14 protein-coding genes are annotated in these 16237 nt (G+C 62.7%); all 14 read right to left on the minus strand.

All coding sequences use genetic code 11. From position 1 onward, the window contains the following. Positions 1-42: 42 nt before the first annotated feature. Positions 43-663, minus strand: coding sequence for a 2,3-bisphosphoglycerate-dependent phosphoglycerate mutase (locus HK439_RS18405; protein ID WP_190292936.1), 621 nt, complete (start codon positions 661-663; stop codon positions 43-45). Positions 664-696: 33 nt separating this feature from the next. Further along, positions 697-1509 carry a 4-hydroxy-tetrahydrodipicolinate reductase gene (dapB, locus tag HK439_RS18410; RefSeq protein ID WP_190292937.1) on the minus strand — a complete coding sequence of 271 codons (813 nt, stop codon included), beginning with the start codon at positions 1507-1509 and terminating at the stop codon, positions 697-699. 151 nt (positions 1510-1660) lie between these two features. Continuing rightward, entirely contained in the window at positions 1661-3781 is a 2121-nt protein-coding gene (gene pnp, locus HK439_RS18415; protein WP_190292938.1) for a polyribonucleotide nucleotidyltransferase, read from the minus strand. A 235-nt stretch (positions 3782-4016) separates the two neighbouring features. After that, entirely contained in the window at positions 4017-4286 is a 270-nt protein-coding gene (gene rpsO / locus HK439_RS18420) for a 30S ribosomal protein S15 (RefSeq protein WP_190292939.1), read from the minus strand. A gap of 211 nt (positions 4287-4497) precedes the next feature. After that, on the minus strand, positions 4498-5439 hold the full coding sequence (gene truB, locus HK439_RS18425; protein WP_190292940.1) for a tRNA pseudouridine(55) synthase TruB: 942 nt from the start codon (positions 5437-5439) through the stop codon (positions 4498-4500). Positions 5440-5468: 29 nt separating this feature from the next. After that, positions 5469-5879: a 30S ribosome-binding factor RbfA gene (rbfA, locus tag HK439_RS18430; RefSeq protein ID WP_190292941.1), complete on the minus strand. Its 411-nt coding sequence runs from the start codon at positions 5877-5879 to the stop codon at positions 5469-5471. A 107-nt stretch (positions 5880-5986) separates the two neighbouring features. Next, positions 5987-8650, minus strand: coding sequence for a translation initiation factor IF-2 (infB, locus tag HK439_RS18435; protein WP_190292942.1), 2664 nt, complete (start codon positions 8648-8650; stop codon positions 5987-5989). Between the two features lie 7 nt (positions 8651-8657). Beyond that, positions 8658-9311 (minus strand): RNA-binding protein, encoded by a 654-nt coding sequence (locus HK439_RS18440; protein ID WP_190292943.1) that lies wholly within the window; start codon positions 9309-9311, stop codon positions 8658-8660. Between the two features lie 37 nt (positions 9312-9348). Continuing rightward, positions 9349-10998 carry a transcription termination factor NusA gene (nusA, locus tag HK439_RS18445; RefSeq protein ID WP_190292944.1) on the minus strand — a complete coding sequence of 550 codons (1650 nt, stop codon included), beginning with the start codon at positions 10996-10998 and terminating at the stop codon, positions 9349-9351. Positions 10999-11080: 82 nt separating this feature from the next. Next, entirely contained in the window at positions 11081-11668 is a 588-nt protein-coding gene (gene rimP / locus HK439_RS18450) for a ribosome maturation factor RimP (RefSeq protein WP_190292945.1), read from the minus strand. A gap of 232 nt (positions 11669-11900) precedes the next feature. Continuing rightward, positions 11901-12596 carry a tRNA (guanine(46)-N(7))-methyltransferase TrmB gene (trmB, locus tag HK439_RS18455; protein ID WP_190292946.1) on the minus strand — a complete coding sequence of 232 codons (696 nt, stop codon included), beginning with the start codon at positions 12594-12596 and terminating at the stop codon, positions 11901-11903. 76 nt (positions 12597-12672) lie between these two features. After that, the gene (gene metK, locus HK439_RS18460; RefSeq protein ID WP_190292947.1) at positions 12673-13845 is read right to left on the minus strand and encodes a methionine adenosyltransferase; all 1173 of its coding nucleotides are present in this window, start codon (positions 13843-13845) and stop codon (positions 12673-12675) included. A 112-nt stretch (positions 13846-13957) separates the two neighbouring features. Then, positions 13958-14362, minus strand: coding sequence for a helix-turn-helix domain-containing protein (locus HK439_RS18465; RefSeq protein ID WP_190292948.1), 405 nt, complete (start codon positions 14360-14362; stop codon positions 13958-13960). Positions 14363-14555: 193 nt separating this feature from the next. Continuing rightward, positions 14556-16178 (minus strand): apolipoprotein N-acyltransferase, encoded by a 1623-nt coding sequence (lnt, locus tag HK439_RS18470; RefSeq protein ID WP_190292949.1) that lies wholly within the window; start codon positions 16176-16178, stop codon positions 14556-14558. Positions 16179-16237 lie beyond the last annotated feature (59 nt).

The raw sequence follows: 16237 nt of genomic DNA on the forward strand, positions 1-16237 counted from the left end.
GGCCCGCCGGGCCGCCTCACAACATTCCATCAGGCCGCACCCTCAGGCGGCGAGGTCTTCCACGCTGATGACTTCCCCGTCCTCATTGAGGCGGTAGATGATCGGCGTGCCGGTGCCGAGTTCCCGCTTCAGGATCTGTTCCGGGGTGAGCTTTTCCAGTTCCATGATCAGCGCGCGCAGGGAGTTGCCGTGAGCGGCGACGATGGTGCGCTTGCCCTGCAGGACCCGCGGCAGGATTTCGCTGCGATAGTAGGGCAGAACCCGCTCGGCGGTCATTTTCAGGCTCTCGCCGCCCGGAGGCGGAACATCGAAGGACCGGCGCCAGATGTGGACCTGCTCCTCACCGAATTCCTTGCGCGCCTCGTCCTTGTTCATGCCGGTCAGATCGCCGTAGTCGCGTTCGTTGAGCGCCTGGTCCTTGATCGTTTCCAGACCGGTCTGCCCCAGTTCCTCCAGGATCAGATCCAGCGTCTTCTGCGCGCGGCTCAGATCCGAAGTGAAGGCGATGTCGAACGTCAGCTTCAGGTCGCGCAGCTGCTCGCCGGCCTTCTTGGCTTCCTCAATGCCCTTTTCGGTAAGACCGGGATCTTTCCAGCCGGTGAAAAGGTTTTTCAAATTCCATTCGCTTTGACCGTGGCGAACGAGCACCAAGAGGCGATCCATGGTCAGGTCTCCTGTCTGTCGGAAAGTAAGGGATCAATCGTTCAGGCCGAGCACGTCGGCCATGGAGTAAAAGCCGGGCTTTTTGTCGAAACCCCAAAGGGCGGCCTTGACCGCGCCACGGGCGAAAAGCTGTCGGTCCTCGGCGCGGTGGGTGAGTTCGATCCGCTCGCCCTCACCTGCGAAAATCACCGAATGCTCGCCGATGACCGAGCCGCCGCGAAGGGTCGCGAAACCGATATCGCCCGCCTTGCGCGCACCGGTAATGCCGTCGCGCGAGCCGACGGAATGGTCGGCAAGGTCGATACCGCGTCCGCCGGCCGCGGCTTCGCCCAGAAGCAGGGCCGTGCCCGACGGGGCATCCACCTTGTGCTTGTGGTGCATTTCCAGGACTTCAATGTCGAAATCCGCATCGAGCGCCTTTGCGGCCTTCTTCACCAGCGCCGCCAGCAGATTGACGCCGAGGCTCATGTTGCCCGACTTGACGATACGCGCGTGGCGGGAAGCCGCGTGAAGCGGCGCGTCTTCGCCCTCGGCCCAGCCGGTGGTGCCGATCACATGGACGATCCGCGCCTGGGCGGCGAGTTCGGCAAAGGTGAGCGACGCGGCGGGCGCGGTGAAATCCAGAACCCCGTCGCTGGCTGCAAATGCCGTCAGCGGATCGTCGGTCACCGGAATGTCCAGCGTGCCGACGCCTGCGAGGTCGCCCGCATCCTGGCCCAGGAACTCGGATCCCGGACGCTCGATCGCGGCGGTCACCCGGGCCCCTTCGGCCTCGCAAACGGCGCGGACCAGAGCCCGTCCCATCCGGCCTGCGGCCCCGACTACGACAAGGCGCATTTCACTCATGCTTCACCTCTCATGCCTGTTCGGCTTGGGGTATAGCAGCTTCCCGGGACGACGCAACCAAGCTGAGCCGCAGAAGGCTGCAAACGCAAACGGGGCGGAGACCGATGGTCTCCGCCCCGCCTGAAATTATCCAAAAAACCGGGGAAGACGCTCAGTCTTCTTCCTTCTCGATTTCCTTGCCGGTGTCCTGGTCGACGACCTTCATGGACAGGCGCACCTTGCCGCGCTCGTCGAAGCCCATCAGCTTGACCCAGACCTTGTCGCCTTCCTTGACCACGTCGGTGACCTTGGCGACCTTGCGCGGAGCGAGCTGGGAAATGTGGACCAGACCGTCCTTGGCGCCGAAGAAGTTCACGAACGCACCGAAGTCGACGCATTTCACGACCGTACCTTCGTAGATCATGCCCACTTCCGGCTCGGCGGCGATGGAGTTGATCCAGTTGACGGCTGCCTTGATCGCCTTGCCATCGGCAGAGGCGATCTTGACCGTTCCGTCGTCCTCGATGTTCACCTTGGCGCCGGTCTTTTCCACGATTTCGCGGATGACCTTGCCGCCCGAACCGATGACTTCACGGATCTTGTCGACCGGGATCTTCATCACTTCGATGCGCGGCGCATGTTCACCCAGCTCGGAGCGGGCTTCGGTGATGGCCTTGGACATTTCGCCGAGGATGTGCACGCGGCCGTCCTTGGCCTGGCCGAGAGCGACCTTCATGATCTCCTCGGTGATGCCCTGGATCTTGATGTCCATCTGCAGCGAGGTAATGCCGTTGGCGGAACCGGCCACCTTGAAGTCCATGTCGCCGAGATGATCCTCGTCGCCGAGAATGTCGGACAGAACCGCGAAACGGTCGCCTTCCTTGATCAGGCCCATGGCGATACCGGCAACCGGCGCCTTGAGCGGAACGCCGGCATCCATCAGGGCCAGCGAGGTGCCGCAGACGGTCGCCATGGAGGACGAGCCGTTGGATTCCGTCACTTCCGAGACAACGCGCAGCGTGTACGGGAAATCGTGGTGGGCCGGCAGCATCGGGTTGATGGCGCGCCAGGCGAGCTTGCCGTGGCCGATTTCGCGGCGTCCGGGAGAGCCCATGCGGCCTGCTTCACCGACCGAATAGGGCGGGAAGTTGTAGTGCAGCATGAAATGGGACTTGTAGGTGCCTTCGAGCGCATCGACGAACTGCTCGTCTTCGCCGGTGCCGAGGGTGGCAACCGCCAGGGCCTGGGTTTCACCGCGGGTGAAGAGCGCAGAGCCGTGGGCGCGCGGCAGGATGCCGACTTCGGAAGAAATCGCACGGACCGTCGACAAGTCGCGGCCGTCGATGCGGGACCCGGTGTCGAGAATGGCGCCGCGGACGATGGCAGCTTCCAGCTTCTTGAACTGATCGCCGAGAACGGTGGCTTCCGGTGCGGCGTCACCGCCGTTGGTGATCAGCGTTTCGACAACCTTCGCCTTGACCGCGTCAACCGCATTCTTGCGTTCGGTCTTCGCGGTAATGGCGTAGGCCGCCTTCAGTTCGTCGGCCGCCATGCCCTTGATCTGCTCGTAGAGAGAAGAGTGATCGGGCATGGTGAATTCGCGCGGCTCCTTGGCGGCGGCTTCCGCCAGCTTGATGATCGCGTCGATCACCGGCTGGAAACCGCGGTGGCCGAACATCACGGCGCCGAGCATGGTGTCTTCGTCGAGTTCCTTGGCTTCGGACTCCACCATCAGGACCGCGTCAGCCGTACCGGCGACGACCAGGTCCAGAGAGGATTCGGGCATGTCGTCAACCAGCGGGTTGAGAACATATTCGCCGTTGATGAAGCCGACGCGCGCGCCGCCGATCGGGCCCATGAAGGGAACGCCGGAAAGCGTCAGCGCAGCGGAGGAGGCGACCATCGCCAGGATGTCCGGTGCGTTTTCCATGTCGTGGGAAAGCACGGTGATGACGACCTGGGTCTCGTTCTTGTAGCCATCGGCGAACAGCGGGCGGATCGGACGGTCGATCAGGCGCGAGGTCAGGGTCTCGTGCTCGGACGGACGGCCTTCACGCTTGAAGTAGCCGCCCGGGATCTTGCCGGCGGCGAAGGCCTTTTCCTGGTAGTTCACGGTCAGCGGGAAGAAATCCTGACCCGGCTTCGGCTGCTTGGCGGAAACGACCGTCGCCAGCACCTTGGTTTCGCCGTAGGTCGCCATCACGGCGCCATCGGCCTGACGGGCAATCTTGCCCGTTTCGAGGACGAGAGGACGACCGCCCCACTCGACTTCTACACGATGAATATCAAACATCATCTTTCCTTACAGCTTTGTCCGTCTGCGCAGGCATTCCTTCAGTTGCGCAAGGACATATCATCGGTCGGCCCCGTACGGGCCGGTTACCGATCGGACAAGCCACGGGCAAGACGACAAGCGGCTCCCAAGTTCACGGAAGCGGCCGGCAATCCTGCCCCATGACCGTCACGGGACTTTCTATAGTCAAACGCGGCGGGCAAATCCACCCGCCGCGTTTGTCTCAACTCGCTTCTTAGCGGCGAACGCCAAGACGCTGGATCAGGGACTGATAGCGCTCTTCGCTCTTGCCCTTGACGTAGTCGAGCAGCGAACGGCGCGAAGCCACCATCTTCAGGAGACCGCGGCGGGAGTGATTGTCCTTGCCGTGGGCCTTGAAGTGTTCGGTCAGGTTATTGATCCGTTCGGTCAGGATTGCGACCTGGACTTCCGGAGAACCGGTATCACCGTCCTTGGTGGCATATTCCTTGATCAACTCAGCTTTACGCTCAGCAGTAATCGACATCGCTCTTTCCTTTCAAAGATGCGGCCGGGAAAACCCGGCGTTTCGGGGATGCCGGAAAACCGGCCCGATCCGCACCATCACCAGAGCCGAGATGTCGGTCAGCAAAGGTTGGTACGGACGGATTGAGCCCAAGGACCCAATGGCTGCGATATATGGCGGAAAACGCCCGCCATTACCAGTTCTTTTTAACGGCCCTCGCGGGCCGTGGTTTTCAAAGATTGAACACCCGGCTCGGCTGGAAGCGGCCCTTGTCGATGGACCCGAGCGCGACGGGCACGCCGGCGTGGCTGGCGAAGGCCGCCTCGCAGGCGAGCGGCGCGGACCGGCCGCGCAGGAGCACGGCCATGCCCTTGCGGATCTTGGCCGCATCTTCCAGCGAGACGGGCACCTCTTCCAGATTGTCCATCGCCTCGCGGACGGGCAGGACGAAGTCCTCGACCAGCGCCTCGACGCCTTCGCCTTCTTCCAGCTCTTCGGCGGCCTCGATCAATTCGTCCAGGGTCACCATGTCGTCTTCGCCGAAGGGACCGACCAGCAGGCGGCGCAGGTCGGTGACGTGCCCGCAGGTGCCGAGACGCCGGCCCATGTCGCGGGCAAGCGCGCGCACATAGGTGCCCTTGCCGCATTCGGCCTCGAACACGGCCCTGTTTTCGTCCGGACACTCCACCAGGTCCAGCCGGTGCACCTCGATCGGACGGGCTTCGAGTTCGACCGTCTCGCCATCGCGGGCAAGATCGTAGGCCCGCTCTCCGTCCACCTTGATGGCGGAAAACGCGGGCGGCACCTGCATGATCGTACCGGTGAAACCGGCCAGGATCGCGCGAATGGCATCCGGATCGGGACGCACGTCGGAGGTCGCGACGACCTCGCCTTCCGTGTCGTCGGTGTTGGTCTCCGCGCCCCAGGTCACCTCGAAGCGGTAGATCTTGCGGCCGTCCATGACGAAGGACACGGTCTTGGTTGCCTCGCCGAACGCCAGCGGCAGACAGCCGGTGGCCCGTGGATCGAGCGTGCCGGCGTGACCGACCTTCTGTGGATGCAGGATGCGCTTGATCTTGCCGAGCGCGTCGTTGGAGGTGATGCCATAGGGCTTGTCGAGCACAAGCCAGCCGTTGATGGCGTTCCGGTTCTTGCGTGCCTTTTGCCGCGCCATGTCTGTTCCGTCGATTTATGTGTAGGCGTTCAGTCGCCGTCGTGATCCAGGTCGCGCGCCACGGTCGGCGAATGCAGCAGGGTCTCGATCCGGTCGTCATCGTCGAACCGGGTGTCGAGCACGAAGCGCAGATCGGGCATGTATTTCATGGTCAGCCGGCGCGACACCAGACCGCGCAGGAATTTGGCCGACCGGTTGAGCGCCTTTTCGACCTTTTCGCCTTCGCTGCCGCCGAGCGGCATGACCAGGCAGGTGGCGAGCCGGAGATCCGGCGTCATGCGCACTTCCGGAACGGTGACGATGACGCCTTCCAGATCCGGGTCCGACAGTTCGCCGCGGGTCAGAATGTCGGACAGTTCCTTGCGGACCAGTTCGCCGACGCGCAACTGGCGCTGCGACGGCCCCTTCGGTCCATGTCCGTGTCCGCTGTGTCTAGACATTGTTTCTATCCTTGCCGGCTACAGGCCGGCAGCAACTTTCAAATAAAAGACGCCGGCGTAATCGTCTGGGATCACGCCGGCGTTCGATTTCCGATGCGGCCGGACGCTTAAAGCGTCCTGGCGATCTCCTCGACACGGAAACATTCGATGATGTCTCCGGGGCGCATGTCCTGGTAGTTGACGAAGTTCATGCCGCATTCCTGACCGGATTCGACCGATTTGACCTCGTCCTTGAAGCGCTTGAGCGTGCCAAGCTGGCCTTCGTGGATGACGACGTCGTCGCGAATGAGGCGAACATTGGCGCCGCGTTCCACGACACCTTCGGTGACCAGACAGCCCGCGACCTTGCCGACCTTGGAAATGTGGAAGATCTCCTTGATCTCCGCATTGCCGAGGAAGGTCTCGCGCCGCTCCGGCGACAGCAGCCCGGACATGGCCGCTTTGATGTCATCCACCAGGTCGTAGATGATGTTGTAGTAGCGGATCTCGATGCCTTCGCGGGCCGCCGCTTCGCGGGCCTGCTTGTTGGCGCGCACGTTGAAGCCGATGATCGGCGCCTTGGACGCGGTTGCCAGGGTGACATCGCTTTCGGTGATGCCACCGACACCAGCGAGCAGGATGCGCGCCGCGACTTCGTCGGTGCCGAGTTCGTTGAGCGCATGGGAGATCGCTTCGACCGAGCCCTGCACGTCGCCCTTGAGCACCAGCGGGAATTCCTTTTTGCCGGTTTCCTGCAGGCGGTTCATCATCTGCTCGAGCGAACCGCGGGCGCCGGACGCCAAGACAGACGCCTTTTCGCGGATCTGGCGCTGACGGTAATCGACGATCTCGCGGGCACGGGCTTCGTTCTCGACCACAGCGACCATGTCGCCGGCTTCCGGCGTGCCCTGGAAGCCCAGAACCTCGACCGGCTTGGACGGACCGGCTTCGGGCACCTGATTGCCGTCCTCGTCGAGCATGGCGCGGACACGGCCCCATTCGGCGCCGGCGACGAGGATGTCGCCCGGACGCAGGGTGCCCTTCTGGACCAGAACGGTCGCGACCGGACCGCGGCCGCGGTCGAGCTGGGCTTCGACCACGATGCCCTCGGCCTTGCGATCCGGATTGGCCTTCAGTTCGAGAACTTCGGACTGAAGCAGGATCATTTCCAGAAGCTTGTCCAGGTTGGTGCCCTTAAGTGCGGACACCTCGACGTCGATGACGTCACCACCCATGGATTCCACGACGATTTCGTCCTGCAGAAGCTCGGTGCGCACCCGGTTCGGATCGGCACCGACCTTGTCGATCTTGTTGATCGCGACAATGATCGGCGCGTCGGCCGCCTTGGCGTGGGCAATGGCTTCCTTGGTCTGCGGCATGACACCGTCATCGGCCGCCACAACCAGGATCACGATATCGGTCGACTTCGCACCGCGGGCACGCATCTGCGAGAACGCGGCGTGGCCCGGCGTATCGATGAAGGTGATCTTGTTGCCGTCCTGCTCCACCTGGTAGGCGCCGATATGCTGGGTGATGCCGCCGGCTTCCCCGGTGACCACCTTGGAATTGCGGATCGCATCGAGCAGCGACGTCTTGCCGTGGTCGACGTGGCCCATGATGGTCACGACCGGAGGCCGCGGCTTCATGTTTTCAGGTGCGTCCTCGGCGGAGAACAGGCCTTCTTCAACGTCAGCTTCAGACACGCGCTTGACCGTGTGGCCCATTTCGACCGCGATCAGTTCCGCCGTATCGGCATCGATGACGTCGTTGATCTTCATCATCTGACCCTGCTTCATGAGAAGCTTGATCACATCGACGGCGCGCTCGGCCATACGGTTGGCGAGTTCCTGGATCGTGATGGCTTCCGGCAGGATCACTTCACGCATGATCTTCTCGCGGACCACCTGCTGGCTGCCGCGCTTTTCCTTTTCGCGGCGGCGGCGGAGCGAGGCGAGCGAGCGCGAACGCTGCTCGTCGGACCCGCCGGTAGCGGCAGAAATCGTCAGCTTGGACCGGCGGCGATCATCGCCACCGCGCGTCCGGGCCGGGGTCGGAGCAGGCTTCTGGCGCTTGACGGCACGCAGGCCACCCTTGCTGCGATCGTCGTCGCCGCCCTCTTCTTCCTCGCGGGCCGGCCGGGCCCCTGCCGGACGCTCGGTGCGTGCCGGACGGGCTTCCCCAGGCTTGGCGGCTTCGGGCGCGGCAGCAGCCGGCTGGGCCGGCGCTTCGGCGGGCTTTTCGGCCGCCGCGCGGGCTTCATCCGCCGCCTTTTCGGCCGCGAGCCGGGCTTCTTCTTCCTCGCGCTGCTTGCGCTCTTCTTCCTCGACCTTGCGCCGGGCTTCTTCCTCAACCTTGCGGCGGGCTTCCTCCTCGGCGCGCCGCTTGGCGTCTTCCTCGGCCTGCTTGCGTTCCTCGACCTCACGGACCTGGGCCATCTTCAGCGCGGCAGCGCGTGCTTCGGCCTCTTCCTTGGTCAGGGTGCGCAGGACGTTGCCGCCCTTCGGGCGCTGTACGCCACGGCGGGCCGCCTGAGGCGCCTCTGCCGCCGGCTTGGCGCGCGGTGCTTCTGCAGCCTCGTCGGGGCGCTTGGCTGCGGGTGCGGACTGATCAGCCTTCGGCTCCTGGCCGGGCACCACAACGCGACGCTTCTTCTTCTCCACGACGACCGCCTTCGACCGGCCATGGGAGAACGATTGCCGAACAGTTCCCTGGTCGCCACCACTCCGCTTGAGGCCGAGCGTCTTGCGCTCAACGCTGATTGTCTTGTCGCCTGGGTTTTTCGTATCGCTCATATTGCCTTCAGTCCTGCGCAACCGCACTGCCTGCGTTGCCTTGTTCATCTGCGGCGGAATTCGACCGGAATGCTTCCAGTTCGCGCACTCGCGACAGGAAGTTTTCGCTCGCCGGACCCGCAAGCAGTGCAGCATGTATCACATTTGACCGACCCAATGCCAAATCCAATTGAGTCGAATCGAACAAACGGACGACGAAACACCCGTTTGCAGTGTCAAATCGGCTGCCGGCCACCGCCGCCAGCTTTCGAATTCCATCCTCGGCTGCATCCGAGGCATGAATGAGGCCCACGACGTCGTCCCGCCGCAAAGCCGCTTCAACTTTCGAAAAACCGGTTACCAGCTCACCGGCCTTGCGGGTCATGGACAACGCCTGCAGGGCGCTCCTTTCCATGAGAGCATCAATCTGCTCCGCAAGTCCCGGTTCAACGCGGGCCTCACATTTGAAGCCCCTGCCGAAAACCCGTTTCTTCTCTTTTTCCGCGGCACGGACAACGTCACGCGCCGCGGTAATCCAGACGCCCCGTCCGGGGAGCCTGCGTTTCAAATCCGGCACCACCCGGCCTTCCGGGTCGAGAACGAAGCGTATCAAACGATCCACCGGAAGTACCTTGCGGCTCACGGCGCATTGCCGTTCCGTCGGTTCGTTCTTTTTTGGCACTCACTCTCTCCGGCCGGATTGCCTGCGATCGGCCCGTTCAGCCGTTCAGAATTGCACCCGCAGGCGCTGCTTCGGTTTCCGCCTCTTCGACTTCCTCGGCGTCTTCCGCCTCGGCTTCGGCCGACATTGCGGCCAGTTCTTCCTCGGTGACCCAGCCGGCGGCGACGCGCGCTGCCATCACCATGGCTTCGGCTTCGGCCCGCGACAGGTCCATTCCGCTCAAGGAGCCCTCGAACCGCTTGGTCTCGCCGTCCTTGCGCTCGGTCCAGCCGACCAGATCGTCCGCCGCACAGCCGGCGAGGTCTTCCATGGTCTTGATGCCGTCCTTGCCCAGAGCGACCATCATCGCCGTGGTCATGCCGTCGATGGACCGCAGATCGTCGGAAACGCCGAGTTCGGTGCGTTCCTTGTCCAGGTTCGCTTCCAGCTCTTCCAGATAATCGCGGGCACGGGCCTGGATCTCTTCCGCGGTTTCCTCGTCGAAACCTTCAATCATGGCGATTTCGTCGAGTTCGACATAGGCCACTTCCTCCACGGAGGTAAAGCCTTCGGTCGCCAGCAGCTGGCCGACCATCTCGTCGACGTTGAGGGCATCCATGAACAGCTGCGAGCGTTCCTGGAATTCCTTCTGACGGCGCTCGGATTCTTCCTGCTCGGTCATGATGTCGATGGCCCAGCCGGTGAGCTGGGAGGCCAGACGCACGTTCTGGCCGCGCCGGCCGATGGCCAGAGACAGCTGTTCGTCGGGAACGACCACCTCGATGCGCTCCGCGTCTTCGTCGAGAACGACCTTGGCCACTTCCGCGGGCTGGAGGGCGTTGACGATGAAGGTCGCCGGATCCTCGTTCCACGGGATGATGTCGATCTTCTCGCCCTGCAGTTCGCCGACCACGGCCTGCACGCGGCTGCCGCGCATACCGACACAGGCGCCGACCGGATCGATCGAGCTGTCCTTCGAAATCACGGCGATCTTGGCGCGCGATCCCGGATCGCGGGCAACCGACTTGATCTCGATGACGCCGTCGTAGATTTCCGGCACTTCCTGGGCAAACAGCTTTGCCATGAACTGCGGATGGGTCCGCGACAGGAAGATCTGCGGACCGCGCTGCTCGCGGCGCACGTCGTAGATATAGGCGCGGATGCGGTCGCCGGTACGGAACGCTTCGCGCGGGATCAGTTCGTCGCGGCGGACAATGCCCTCGCCGCGGCCGAGATCGACGATCACGTTGCCGTATTCGGCCCGCTTGACCACGCCGTTGACGACTTCGCCGACACGGTCCTTGAATTCTTCGTACTGGCGGTCACGCTCGGCTTCGCGCACCTTCTGCACGATCACCTGCTTGGCGGACTGCGCCGCGATACGGCCGAAATCGAGCGGCGGCAGCGGCTCGGCAATGAAATCGCCGATGTTGGCTTCCGGGTTGCGGGCGCGGGCGTCGTCGAGCGAAATTTCGGTCGAAACGTTTTCGACGGCCTCGACGACCTGCAGGAGACGCTGGAGGCGGATTTCACCGGTCTTGGCATTGATCTCGGCACGCACTTCCGTCTCGGTTCCATAACGGGACCGGGCAGCCTTCTGGATCGCATCTTCCATCGCCGTGATGACGATGTTGCGGTCAATCGACTTTTCCCTGGCAACCGCGTCGGCGATTTGCAGCAGTTCCAGCCGGTTCGCGCTGATAGCCATTCAATCCACTCCTCTTGCACGTCTCATTTTCCGCATGACGCGCTTCTGTTTAGTCGGAAGCCCCAATTCGGCGGGCACTTCCTCAGTTGGCCTTGCTCTCGGTTTCCAACTGCGCCCCCCGCGCGGCCAGAGCCGCTTTTTCCGCTTTCAGCGCAGCAGTAATCAGATCATCTGTCAGAACCAGCTTGGCTTCGCCGATGTCTTCCAGAGGCAGTTCGAATGTATCCTGTTCGCCCTTGGGGACATCCGCCAGGCGGACCAGCGCCGCTCCGTCCTTCACGCCCAGAAGCGTGCCGCGGAACCGCTTGCGGCCGTCGAGCATCACGGCGAGCTCGATCTTCACTTCATGGCCGGCCCAGCGTTCGAAATCGCTGGCACGGACAAGCGGCCTGTCGATCCCCGGAGACGAAATTTCCAGGTGATAGGCCCGGTTGATCGGGTCTTCCACATCAAGGGCGGGCGAAACCGCCCGGCTGATGGTTTCGCAGTCCTCGACCGTCATCGTGCCGTCGGGGCGCTCGGCCATGATCTGCAGCGTGCAGCCGTTGGCCGCGCTGATCATGGTGCGCACAAGCCGGTAGCCGAGATCCTCGATCACGGGCTCGACAATAGCGGCCACACGGGCATCCAGACCCTGCTCCGTTATGATTCTCGCCTCTTGTGCGCTCACGCCCTGCTCCTGCAATATCCCTTAATTCCCGATGGAACCGGGATCAAAACCGGCAGCCGGCGCGTGTTCGCAGCCTTCCGCCGATCGGTCTCAGCGTGCCCTGTAAGCAAAAAAGAGCGGGTCCCCTGCGGGCCCACTCTCAAACCGCCATATGAGCCGACTGAGGTGAAACAGCGACTGTATACCGTCAAACAACGGCAAAACGCAAGGGCAAACCCGTTTCGGTCAGCTTTTAGATGGTCGCTGACCGCCGGAAAGTCAAATAGCGCGGAACCCGGCCCTCGCGCAGGGCCTTCGCCTCGTAGCGCGTACCGGGCCAGCCGGCCCAGGGCCGGCGCCAGTCGTCGGCGCATTCCGCCGTCCATTCGAAGGCCGGATGATCGTGGCAGTGGCGCAGGGTCCAGTCGACATAGGTGTCGATGTCGCTTGCGAAGCGGAATTCGGCGCCCGGTTTCAGGACCCTGGCGTAACGATCCAGATTCTTTGCATTGACGAAACGGCGTTTCCAGTGGCGCTTCTTGGGCCAGGGGTCCGGATAGAGCTGGTAGGCAAGATCAAGCGAGGCTTCCGGCAGCCAGTCGAGGACATCGACGGCGTCGTCGTCATGGAGGCGGATGTTCTTGATCCCCTCGCTCACGATCGCGCTGACCGCTTTCGCCATGCTGCCGATGAAAGGCTCCACGCCGATGAAGCCGACGTCCGGATTTTCCCGCGCCCGGTGCAGCAGGTGCTCGCCGCCCCCGAAACCCACTTCCAGCCAGACCTCGCGCACCGGTCCGTCGAACAGCTGTGCGAGGTCACCCGGCGGCGGAGCGGTCAGGTCCAGGCCCAGGCGGGGCAGTTCGTTTTCCATCAGCGCGCTGCGCTTGGGGCTGAGCGGCTTTCCCTTGCGCCGGCCGAAAAAGGCGCCTTCGTATCGATCGGTCATGGTTTGGCTTATACGTTTCCGCCGGCCCGTAACGGGGCCGGCGGAATGTTTTCCATCTTTATCGTCAGGTCAGCGATTAGCCTGCAACGGTCTTCAGGGCGTCGACCAGGTCGGTCTTTTCCCAGGAGAACCCGCCGTCGGCATCCGGGTCGCGGCCGAAGTGGCCGTAAGCCGCGGTGCGGGCGTAGATCGGGTTGTTGAGCTTCAGGTGCTCGCGGATGCGGCGCGGGGTGAGCCCCATGACTTCGCGCAGGCCCTTTTCAAGCTTGGCTTCGTCGCAGTTGCCGGTGCCGTGCAGGTCGACATAGACCGACAGCGGATCGGCAACGCCGATCGCGTAGGACAGCTGGATGGTACACTTTTCGGCCAGATCGGCGGCAACGACGTTCTTGGCGAGATAGCGCGCAGCATAGGCGGCGGAGCGGTCCACCTTGGTCGGATCCTTGCCGGAGAAGGCGCCGCCGCCGTGAGGGGCGGCCCCGCCGTAGGTGTCGACGATGATCTTGCGGCCGGTCAGGCCGCAGTCGCCGTCCGGGCCGCCGATGACGAAGGCGCCGGTCGGATTGACGTGCCAGACGGTGCCGTCCGTGATCCAGCCAGCCGGCAGGGTTTCACGGATGTAGGGCTCGACAACCTTACGCACGTCGTCAGAGGTCATGGATGCGTCCAGGTGCTGGGTCGACAGCACGATGGAGGTGACTTCCACCGGCTTGCCGTTTTCGTAGCGGACGGTGACCTGGCTCTTCGCATCCGGACCCAGAACGCCTGCGTTGCCGTATTTGCGGGCTTCGGCGAGGGTTTTCAGGATCTTGTGGGAATAAAGGATCGGCGCCGGCATCAGTTCCGGCGTTTCACGGCAAGCGTAACCGAACATGATGCCCTGGTCGCCCGCGCCTTCGTCCTTGTTGTCGGCCGCATCGACGCCCTGCGCGATATGGGCGGACTGGGCATGCAGGTGAACCGCGACGTCGCAGCTCTCCCAGTGGAAGCCCTCCTGCTCGTAACCGATATCCTTCACCGCCATGCGCGCCAGATGCGCGATGTAGTCCTTGGTAATCGTGTTCGGGCCGCGGGTTTCGCCGGCAATCACGATGCGGTTTGTCGTTGCCAGCGTTTCAGCGGCAACTCGCGCTTCGGGCATTTCAGCCAGAAATGCATCGACAACGGTATCGGAGATTCGATCGCAGACTTTGTCCGGATGTCCTTCCGACACGGATTCAGAGGTGAAGAGATAATCTTGACGGGCCATTGGCTATCGTCCTTCTGGGAATGAATATGATTGAAGCGGCGAATTCACTCGCCGCTTCAATGCGCATCAATCCTGAAAGTTTTTCCCCGCGTCAAGCGCGAACCCGCATTTCTTAGTCGTCACCGGCCAAAGAACGGACCAGATCCACAATTCTACGGCGAACTTTGGGGTCTTCGATGCGAACGAACGCCTTGTTGAGAGACAGGCCTTCGGAGGAGGAAAGGAAGTCGACCACATAGGATGTAGGCTGAGATTCGCCAAAGCCCTCGGCTTCCTCCGGCGTACCCGGAGCATCTTCGAAGAAGAATGCAACCGGCACTTTCAGGATCGTCGCAATGTGCTGCAGGCGGCTTGCGCCGATCCGGTTTGTGCCTTTTTCGTATTTCTGAATTTGCTGGAAAGTGATGCCTAAAGCTTCTCCGAGCTTTTCCTGGCTCATTCCAAGCATCATACGCCGAAGCCGAACCCGGCTTCCAACATGAACATCAATCGGATTCGGTGCCTTTTTGCTGGGCATGGGTCTTTGGTCTTTCTTATTTTAATTGGCGGAATTCCGCCAAGTTCTCCATGAGAAACGGATGAACAAGCACCTACCCCCGCGCACCTGATCAATGTGTTGCCAACACTACAAGTCCGCTTCACCGCGCTTCGTCATCCGAAGCAATGTCACGGTTGTATCACAAGGTATTCACATTCCCCAAGCAGAAAAATCAATTTTTACGCGAACCCGGATTGTATCGATGTTTTGCAAGTAAAACAAAACTTAAAATTGCGCATATCGTAAAGATCCCGTCGCCGTACCTTGCGTAAATTGTCATGGGTAAACGTTCGGGCAATCTGCCGTCGATCACGCCCCGGGACAGAAGCGGCAGTGAGCCGATCACCCGCCCCTTCGCGTCGACAACCGCGGAAATCCCGGTGTTTGCGGCCCTGACCAGGGGAAGTCCCTGTTCGATCGCCCGCATCCGGGCCTGGGCAAAATGCTGGTATGGCCCCGGCGTATCCCCGAACCAGGCGTCATTCGTCACATTCAGCAGGAAACCCGGGCGGACGTCGGACGCGCCTGCGAAATCCGGAAAAATCGCCTCGTAACAGACCAGCGGCAAAAACGACGGAGCCGTCTGCGGCACCATGACGCGGTGGCGCAGGCCCGCATGAAACGTCCCCGGCGCATCCACAAGCTGCTCCAGCCCGAGCCGCTGGAGCAACCATCGCAAGGGCAGGTATTCGCCGAAGGGAACCAGATGGACCTTGTCGTAGACGTCCCGCACTTCGCCGTTCGGATCGACCAGATAGACGCTGTTGTAATAGGCCGGCCCCTCGCTCGACTGCTCGAACCGGATCGCACCGGTGATCAGCGCGGTTTGCGGCGGAAGCGCCTGCGAGATCCGGTAAAGCGCGCCCGGCTCATGGGTCAGGAGAAAGGGCACGGCGGATTCCGGCCAGACGATCAGCCGGTCATGACCGACGCGGGCGGTTCCGCCAAGCGGCTTGTGGGTGAGGTCCAGATAGGTATCGAAGATCCAGCCCTTGTTGTCAGGCACCCACTTTTCCGCCTGGGCGATGGACGGCTGAACGATACGCACGTCCACATCGCTGAAACCGGCGTCCTCGACGAGATCAAGGCGAACGAGGCCGAAACCGGCCATTCCCGCGAGCAGTGCGAGGGACCCTGTCAGGCCGGCAAGACGGGCGCGCAGGGGCTTGTGATCGGCCAGGACCGCCGGCAGGGCAAAGATCAGGACGGCCAGAAAGCTCAGGCCGTAGATGCCGGTCAGGCTCGCGGTTTGCGCCAGAAACAAAGGCTTGGAGAACGCATAGCCGAACAGGTTCCAGGGAAAGCCGGTCAGGACATGGCCCCGGACCCAGTCTGAAAGCGACAGGAACAGCGCCAGAGCCAGGACCCGGCTCCAGCGATCGCTCCAGAACAGAGCGGCCAGGGCGGTTCCTGCTGCGGTGAAGAGCGCTAACCCTAAGGGCATCGCCAGAACCGCAAAGGGCATCATCCAGGCGAACCGCTCGGCTTCCACGAGGAAGGCGCTGCCGATCCACCACAGGCCCGCCAGGAAATATCCGAACCCGAACCACCAGCCGATGGAAAACCCGGACGCAACGCGCCTCAGGGCGGATTGCCGAGTGCCGGATTCAATTGCCCCGTCCAGCAGCCAGACGAGGGCGGGAAACGTCACGAAGAGGACGGGAAACCAGCCATAGGGCGGGAGCGCGAATGCGGAGACGCCGCCTGCGGCAAAGGCAAGACCGCGTCTGCGCCACCCCCAGGCAAGCAGGCAGGCGTTGGGCACCGCCATCAAAGCCCCGAGGCTACGCTTCATCGCTTTCAGTTCCCGGCCGAATCGCTATCGACCCGAGCTTTGCGCCGCCCGCAAAGCAG

The sequence above is a fragment of the Roseibium aggregatum genome (genome assembly GCF_014692675.1).
In the GTDB taxonomy this organism is placed as follows: domain Bacteria; phylum Pseudomonadota; class Alphaproteobacteria; order Rhizobiales; family Stappiaceae; genus Roseibium; species Roseibium aggregatum_C.

Coding starts and splice junctions, on each gene's coding strand:
- HK439_RS18405 (WP_190292936.1), bottom strand. CDS start 663: ATGGATCGCCTCTTGGTGCTCGTTCGCCACGGTCAAAGCGAATGGAAT.
- dapB (WP_190292937.1), bottom strand. CDS start 1,509: ATGAGTGAAATGCGCCTTGTCGTAGTCGGGGCCGCAGGCCGGATGGGA.
- pnp (WP_190292938.1), bottom strand. CDS start 3,781: ATGTTTGATATTCATCGTGTAGAAGTCGAGTGGGGCGGTCGTCCTCTC.
- rpsO (WP_190292939.1), bottom strand. CDS start 4,286: ATGTCGATTACTGCTGAGCGTAAAGCTGAGTTGATCAAGGAATATGCC.
- truB (WP_190292940.1), bottom strand. CDS start 5,439: ATGGCGCGGCAAAAGGCACGCAAGAACCGGAACGCCATCAACGGCTGG.
- rbfA (WP_190292941.1), bottom strand. CDS start 5,879: ATGTCTAGACACAGCGGACACGGACATGGACCGAAGGGGCCGTCGCAG.
- infB (WP_190292942.1), bottom strand. CDS start 8,650: ATGAGCGATACGAAAAACCCAGGCGACAAGACAATCAGCGTTGAGCGC.
- nusA (WP_190292944.1), bottom strand. CDS start 10,998: ATGGCTATCAGCGCGAACCGGCTGGAACTGCTGCAAATCGCCGACGCG.
- trmB (WP_190292946.1), bottom strand. CDS start 12,596: ATGACCGATCGATACGAAGGCGCCTTTTTCGGCCGGCGCAAGGGAAAG.
- metK (WP_190292947.1), bottom strand. CDS start 13,845: ATGGCCCGTCAAGATTATCTCTTCACCTCTGAATCCGTGTCGGAAGGA.
- HK439_RS18465 (WP_190292948.1), bottom strand. CDS start 14,362: ATGCCCAGCAAAAAGGCACCGAATCCGATTGATGTTCATGTTGGAAGC.
- lnt (WP_190292949.1), bottom strand. CDS start 16,178: ATGAAGCGTAGCCTCGGGGCTTTGATGGCGGTGCCCAACGCCTGCCTG.